3 protein-coding genes are annotated in these 2,255 nt (G+C 67.4%); 1 reads left to right on the top strand and 2 read right to left on the bottom strand.

Annotated features, from left to right (window positions below; all coding sequences use genetic code 11):
- Positions 1 to 424: M23 family metallopeptidase (locus VF662_RS15450; RefSeq protein WP_464142841.1), on the top strand; the 424-nt coding region annotated here is incomplete at its 5' end.
- Positions 425 to 490: 66 nt separating this feature from the next.
- Here VF662_RS15450 and VF662_RS15445 read toward each other — a convergent pair.
- Both VF662_RS15445 and purC read right to left on the bottom strand, forming a co-directional pair.
- Complete coding sequence (locus tag VF662_RS15445) at positions 491 to 1,333, bottom strand: alpha/beta hydrolase family protein (protein ID WP_464142840.1); 843 nt, start codon at positions 1,331 to 1,333, stop codon at positions 491 to 493.
- Between the two features lie 19 nt (positions 1,334 to 1,352).
- Positions 1,353 to 2,132, bottom strand: coding sequence for a phosphoribosylaminoimidazolesuccinocarboxamide synthase (gene purC, locus VF662_RS15440; RefSeq protein ID WP_464142839.1), 780 nt, complete (start codon positions 2,130 to 2,132; stop codon positions 1,353 to 1,355).
- Positions 2,133 to 2,255: the final 123 nt, after the last annotated feature.

Genomic DNA, 2,255 nt, shown 5'->3' with positions numbered 1-2,255 from the left:
AGTCCGCTCCGATCCGTTCAAGGGCCGCGCCGCGATGCACGCCGGGATCGACCTCGCAGGCCCGATGGGAACCCCGATCTACGCGACCGCCGACGGGTATGTCGGCCGCTCCGAATACAACAATGGCGGCTACGGCAACCTCGTCGAGCTGAACCACGGCCGCGGCATCCAGACCCGCTACGGCCACCTCACCCGCTCGCTGGTGCAGGCCGGCCAGCGCGTCACCCGCGGCCAGCTGATCGGCTATATGGGCTCGACCGGCCGCTCGACGGGCAGCCACCTCCATTACGAAGTGCGGATCGACGGCAAGGCCGTGAACCCGGTCCCCTTCATGCAGTCGAGCGACTACCTCGTCGCCGTTCAGCGCCGCGCCGCCGCCGCTACCCAGGTCGCGATGGGCGGCCCGCGCGAAGCAGCCAAATAAATCTACCGGAGAGGGTGGAGAAAGGAGCCCGCCGGTCCCGAGACCGGCGGGCTTTCTTTTGATCCGCTACCTGGCGGAGTTGCGGCCGAAGAAGTCGCGGATCGCAGCAATGGCGGCGGGCTGCAGCAAGGCAGTGCCGTGGCCTCCCGGCACTGAGACGAAGGTGACTTCGCTGCCGCGCTCCTGAAGCTGCCGCTGGAAATCGCTCATGTTTCGGTCCCGGACGATGTCGTCGCTCCGGGAGGAGAGCAGCAGGACCGGCGTGCGCGCGGCGGCCGCATAGCCAAGATAGTCAAAGCGGTGGAGCTCGGGATCGACGCTCAGCTTCACGAACGGGCGCGCCACCGGGGGGATGAAGTTGCGGCCGACGGAGGCGATGTCGGCGGCGCTGCCCTCGATGATCAGACCGCCAAAGCCGCCCCCGCGCACCATCGCCGCGGCCTGGCTTCCTCCGAACGACAGGCCGTAGGCGAACAGCGGGCCGCGCCCGATCCATCCCAGCTCGCGCAGGCGCTGAAGCAGCGCGGGCCCGGCCGCAATCGAGGCGTCGATCGTCGGCGGCACGGTGGTGCCGCCCCGGCCGGGATAATCGTAGAAGATGAGATCGGCGCCGATCGCACGCGCAAGCACGGCCGCGTGTCCGCTCTGGGTGGCCACGAAGCTCATATTGCCGCCGCTGTAGATGAGCGTCGCCTCGCTCGCCGGATTGTCGAGGCGGACGACATGCATCGTTCCGAGGCCCGGAAGCTCCACCATCCGGTCGTCCATCACGTAGCCGGCGGGCGGCGTCAGCTTCGCCTGCGGCGCGGCCGCGCTTTGGGGGAAGAAGCTCGACTGGTCGATGACGGCGGTGCAGCCGGCGAGCAGCGCCAGTGAAGGGAGGAGGGCGGAGCGGAGCACCATCTTCATGCCGGCCTCCGATCGCCCCCTATCGGCCCCGCTTCTTACGGTGCTTGTCGAGGTCGAGGACCATGTTCGGCTCGCCTTCGGGCATCAGGCCGAGCCGCCGCGCGACTTCCTGATAGGCTTCGGCCTCGCCGCCGAGATCGCGGCGGAAGCGGTCCTTGTCGAGCTTCTCGCCCGAAGCCATGTCCCAGAGGCGGCAGCCGTCCGGGCTGATCTCGTCGGCCAGGATCACGCGCGAATATTCATTCTCCCAGATGCGGCCGAACTCGAGCTTGAAGTCGACGAGGCGGATGCCGATGCCGGCGAACAGGCCGCACATGAAGTCGTTCACGCGCACCGCCATATCGGCGATGTCGTTCATCTCCTCCTGGCTCGCCCAGCCGAAGCAGGCGATATGCTCGTCGGCGATCATCGGATCGCCAAGCGCATCGTCCTTGTAGAAATATTCGAGGATCGTGCGGGGAAGCTGGGTGCCCTCCTCGATGCCGAGCCGCTTCGATAGCGTGCCTGCGGCGACGTTGCGCACCACCACCTCGATGGGGATGATCTCGACCTGCCGGATCAGCTGCTCGCGCATGTTGAGGCGGCGGATGAAGTGGGTCGGGATGCCGATCTGGCCGAGCATCGTGAAGATGTGCTCGGAAATGCGGTTGTTGAGCACGCCCTTGCCCGAGATCGTGCCCTTCTTCTGGGCGTTGAAGGCGGTCGCATCGTCCTTGAAATACTGGATGAGCGTGCCCGGCTCCGGACCCTCGTAGAGGATCTTGGCCTTGCCTTCGTAGATCTGGCGGCGGCGGGACATCGGCAAAAGCCTCCGGCTCAAAAAAGGCGCGCCCCGAACGCGGCGTCGTAGCCGGACGCGCGGGCGGGGCGGGAGGGGAGGCCTATAACGCAGGGCGGCAGCCCGCGCAATTCGCCTCCCCGG

Origin of the sequence: Allosphingosinicella sp., assembly GCF_036387215.1 — a bacterium.
In the GTDB taxonomy this organism is placed as follows: Bacteria; Pseudomonadota; Alphaproteobacteria; order Sphingomonadales; family Sphingomonadaceae; genus Allosphingosinicella.
This window is presented reverse-complemented; position numbering and strand designations above follow the sequence as displayed.

Excerpts from the sequence above, each read along its gene's own strand:
- VF662_RS15445 (WP_464142840.1), bottom strand. The coding sequence starts at position 1,333 with ATGAAGATGGTGCTCCGCTCCGCCCTCCTCCCTTCACTGGCGCTGCTC.
- purC (WP_464142839.1), bottom strand. The coding sequence starts at position 2,132 with ATGTCCCGCCGCCGCCAGATCTACGAAGGCAAGGCCAAGATCCTCTAC.